Source organism: Psychrobacter sp. JCM 18903 (assembly GCF_000586475.1).
Lineage (GTDB): Bacteria > Pseudomonadota > Gammaproteobacteria > Pseudomonadales > Moraxellaceae > Psychrobacter.
Map to the genome: position 1 here is coordinate 1 of NZ_BAWJ01000045.1, position 3,352 is coordinate 3,352.

6 protein-coding genes are annotated in these 3,352 nt (G+C 37.9%); 3 read left to right on the forward strand and 3 right to left on the reverse strand.

The features are described 5' to 3' along the window. Nucleotides 1-53: 53 nt before the first annotated feature. Genes TT12_RS15855 through TT12_RS14850 form a run of 3 tightly spaced genes read left to right on the forward strand, consistent with a single transcriptional unit; the run spans nt 54 to nt 1,745 of the window. Nucleotides 54-782, forward strand: a complete 729-nt coding sequence (locus TT12_RS15855) for a BLUF domain-containing protein (protein WP_201581392.1) — start codon at nt 54-56, stop codon at nt 780-782. Nucleotides 783-786: 4 nt separating this feature from the next. Then, the gene (locus TT12_RS15860; RefSeq protein WP_201582184.1) at nt 787-1,320 is read left to right on the forward strand and encodes a GTP-binding protein; all 534 of its coding nucleotides are present in this window, start codon (nt 787-789) and stop codon (nt 1,318-1,320) included. An 8-nt stretch (nt 1,321-1,328) separates the two neighbouring features. Continuing rightward, nucleotides 1,329-1,745, forward strand: coding sequence for a roadblock/LC7 domain-containing protein (locus TT12_RS14850; protein WP_201582183.1), 417 nt, complete (start codon nt 1,329-1,331; stop codon nt 1,743-1,745). Between the two features lie 107 nt (nt 1,746-1,852). On the opposite strand, the gene TT12_RS14855 is transcribed toward TT12_RS14850, so the two are convergent. The 3 genes from TT12_RS14855 to TT12_RS14865 all read right to left on the reverse strand — a co-directional run. Beyond that, nucleotides 1,853-2,236, reverse strand: a complete 384-nt coding sequence (locus TT12_RS14855) for an antitoxin YezG family protein (RefSeq protein ID WP_045456445.1) — start codon at nt 2,234-2,236, stop codon at nt 1,853-1,855. A gap of 165 nt (nt 2,237-2,401) precedes the next feature. Next, the gene (locus TT12_RS14860; protein WP_045456448.1) at nt 2,402-2,791 is read right to left on the reverse strand and encodes a hypothetical protein; all 390 of its coding nucleotides are present in this window, start codon (nt 2,789-2,791) and stop codon (nt 2,402-2,404) included. A 1-nt stretch (nt 2,792) separates the two neighbouring features. Further along, a partial coding sequence (locus tag TT12_RS14865) for a DNA/RNA non-specific endonuclease (RefSeq protein WP_045456450.1) occupies nt 2,793-3,352 on the reverse strand: 560 nt, incomplete at its 5' end.

Below are 3,352 nucleotides of genomic sequence, written 5' to 3' on the forward strand. Positions count from 1 at the left end.
AAGCAGTAGGAATAACTTAACGAGCGTGAGCCGTTTTATCAAGTGGTGGCAAAATGAAGTGTATTGCATACGTCAGTAGAGTGCCTATCAGTGATCGTACTATTCGAATGCCTACTGGGTTATCAGACATCGTTAGCGTCTCTCGTAAGAATAATCCAAAATCGCAAATTACGGGTATCATCTCTTACCGTGACGGTCAGTATCTGCAAGTGCTAGAAGGCCCTCATCTGGAAGTAGACAAGTTAATGAGTAAGATAGCTTCTGATCCTAGACATGAAGATCTTTGGGTGTTTTTGGATGTGCGCGTGATCAAACGCAGCTTTAATAATTGGGCTGTGAGCGTGTTTGACTTTGTGGATCAAGATAACTTTTTTAATGCGTTCATTGAGAATAATAGCGCTGTGTTGAACAGCTTTGATGAGTCTCAACAAAGACGTATTCAACCGTTTATTGATATAAAAAAATCTGATACGGCGCCTGAAAAGTATTATGAAGGTAAGAATTTAAGATTATTAGCTTGGCCTGATCTGAATAATGAAAGTAATCCTCAAATGACTATGAACCTGTGTATCAAATTGACTAAAAAGCCTTATTCGTTTAATGCACTAGCGGATAGTGGTGATTTTGGTAGCCATCATCAAGTCACACAGATTATCAGAGAGTTTGATCGTTTAGGTTTATTGAGTGTCACAGAGGCAGCACCGATACATGAGCAAACCGTAAATGAGAAAAAGCCTAACAAATTTTATGGTGCGATCAAAAAATTCTTAGGAATGAGGTAAAAAATTGAATTATCAGAAACTAGCAATCATTGGTGAAGTAGGTGCTGGAAAAACTCAGTTGGTCAAAACCCTAAGCGAGATAAGCCCCATCGAAACAGAAGCAAAATCTAGTATCGATATCGGTAAAGAGTACACGACGGTCGGTATCGATTATGGGCGCATCACTCTGTCTGACGATATGGCGCTAGGTATTTACGGTGTGCCAGGTCAAGAGCGGTTTTCTTTTTTATGGGAGTTCGTCAATCAGTCGCTATGGGGATTGCTCATTTTGATTAGATATGACGAGACACCCGATTATGCCAATTTAGATAAGCTATTACACTTTTTTGCACCAGAAAAAAATCAGACCACGTGTATCATTGGCATCACTCATTGCGAGGATGCTGACAAAGATAGCCTTTCAGCACTGGGACAAGAAATAAGAGTGATGTTGATGCAGCATAAAGTGGTGGCACCCGTGCTCCATACAGATCCTAGAAATAGAGAGTCCGCCGTGTCTCTGTTGTCATTATTTAATACCCTTAACAATCAAGACTAATGCCAGATATGACTATGTTAAAAGAAAAATTAGACGAAAAATCACCAGCAAAAATAGTGTTATTAAGCCATATGAAAGCACTGTGTGACGCCAATAGAGAAGTCATATTGGTTAGCTTATGCACCACAGATGGCTTTCCCATTAGTTGCTTTTCGATCAGTGAATTGAGCAATCAAACGGACAAGTTTGCAGCGATGAGCAGCACACTATCAGCACTGAGCGATTCATCCGCGAGTCAAATGAAGCAGGGCAAGTGCGACATCACTATCGTCGAAGCCACTGCTGGAAACATGCTATTTGTCAAAACTGACTATATCGGTAAGCCTTGTGTGTTGACCGTAGTAGCACAGAATAAGATGGCACTAGCAGAAGCAAGATATAAGACCAAAAAACTGATTGGTCTTATATCTGCTATCACTGAGTAGTGTTTTACGAGATTACCTAAATCATCTGTACAGTAGGACTTATGAGGGAGTACTCAATTATGAATAGATACAAAACCAAATACTTCCCCTAATAGCTAGCTCAGAGTTTAGAAACTTTCATAATCTGGATGATAGAGTAAATCTTCAGCTGATCCCATGAGACGTGGTGGTATGTCATAGCCAAAGTCAAAGTTATATTGTCCATCTACTGTGACTTTCATTTTACAGGTAGTCCAATATTCTTTTGAATTATGCATAGTTTCATTTAATTCAAAAAATAATTTTAATAAGAGATACCTATTGTTGACGTCTACTCTATAATCTACTTCTTCGTTATTATGAAACCATACCGAAGATGAACTATTTTCAAAATCCTCACCTGTTTTGACTAGCTCAATGTAGTGACAGTACTTAGTCCAGTTCTGTGGACTATTATCAAAAACCCATCTAACGATTAGCTCTTGTAGTTCTTCCACTTTAGTTACACTCATCTTCAACCACCTTTTTTATTTTGAATAATATTTTCTGTAACTCTTTTACCAACTTCGCCATAAGACACTGAAAAAGCATCTGGTCTAACACTTCGGTTGTTTGAATTATATATTGGCTCAATCAAATTAATAACGGATAAAGTTTTTAAATAGTAAGTTCATATTTTAGAACTCTTTATAGTCTGGGTCGTACATCAAGTCTTCAGCTGATCCCATAAGGCGTGGTGGTATGTCATAGCCAAAGTCAAAGTTGTATTTTCCATCTGAAGTAACTTTCATCTTGCAGGTCGTCCAAGATCTATTGTCAGTCATAAAACTAACTTTATTTAATTCGTAAAATAAATCGGTCATTTGAATACCTATACTACCTTCTACTAAATAATCAATAACTTGATTATTACTATCAAACCAGACTACCGATTCATCTGACTCATAATCATTATTTATGATAATTAGCTCAATATATACACAACATTTTTTCCAGTCGGTAGGTGCGTTACTCTGTACCCAAAGTGATATCTTTTTTTCAATAGAGTTCTTTTCATAGTTATTCATTTCAACCTCCTGCTTGATTTTTAAACGTTCTAGTTCTCCAAGTACCGTTTTCAATTCTATAGCTTGTTCTGATTGTATCTGGCCTTGTTGTATTATTACCACTACGATAAATTGGCTCTATCCTTACTTCTACCTTTTTACCCGCTGCGGCTAACGCTTTTACCTTACTCTCAAACTTACTCGCATAGGCTCCTTGATTTAAGTTTGCTACTCCATTAGAAGGTTTTCCGTTACCTGGTACAACATTTAATCGATTAATTGGACCATTGAACTGATTACCAATTAAATGGAAACCTACATCACCCGATTTCGACCCCTTATCGTTACCAATTTTTGTCGTAGTAATGCTATCTGTTGTTTGACGCCCATGGTCTTTCGGATCAATTGTACCTGATACTTGATCAACACGACCTTTACTATCGGTACGCCATGCATAGCTACCATACTCATAAGTCGTGTTGGGTAGTGGATTCTCTGCCATACGATTAAAGGTAGCTAAGTCTGTGACTTTAATCACGGCAGGTAGTTTTTGTTTTACAAAACCCTCAGGGGTATTATTGC

What these genes read in the sequence shown, in the direction of transcription:
- TT12_RS15855 (WP_201581392.1), top strand. Translation starts at nt 54, where the DNA reads ATGAAGTGTATTGCATACGTCAGTAGAGTGCCTATCAGTGATCGTACT.
- TT12_RS14850 (WP_201582183.1), top strand. Translation starts at nt 1,329, where the DNA reads ATGACTATGTTAAAAGAAAAATTAGACGAAAAATCACCAGCAAAAATA.
- TT12_RS14855 (WP_045456445.1), bottom strand. Translation starts at nt 2,236, where the DNA reads ATGAGTGTAACTAAAGTGGAAGAACTACAAGAGCTAATCGTTAGATGG.
- TT12_RS14860 (WP_045456448.1), bottom strand. Translation starts at nt 2,791, where the DNA reads ATGAATAACTATGAAAAGAACTCTATTGAAAAAAAGATATCACTTTGG.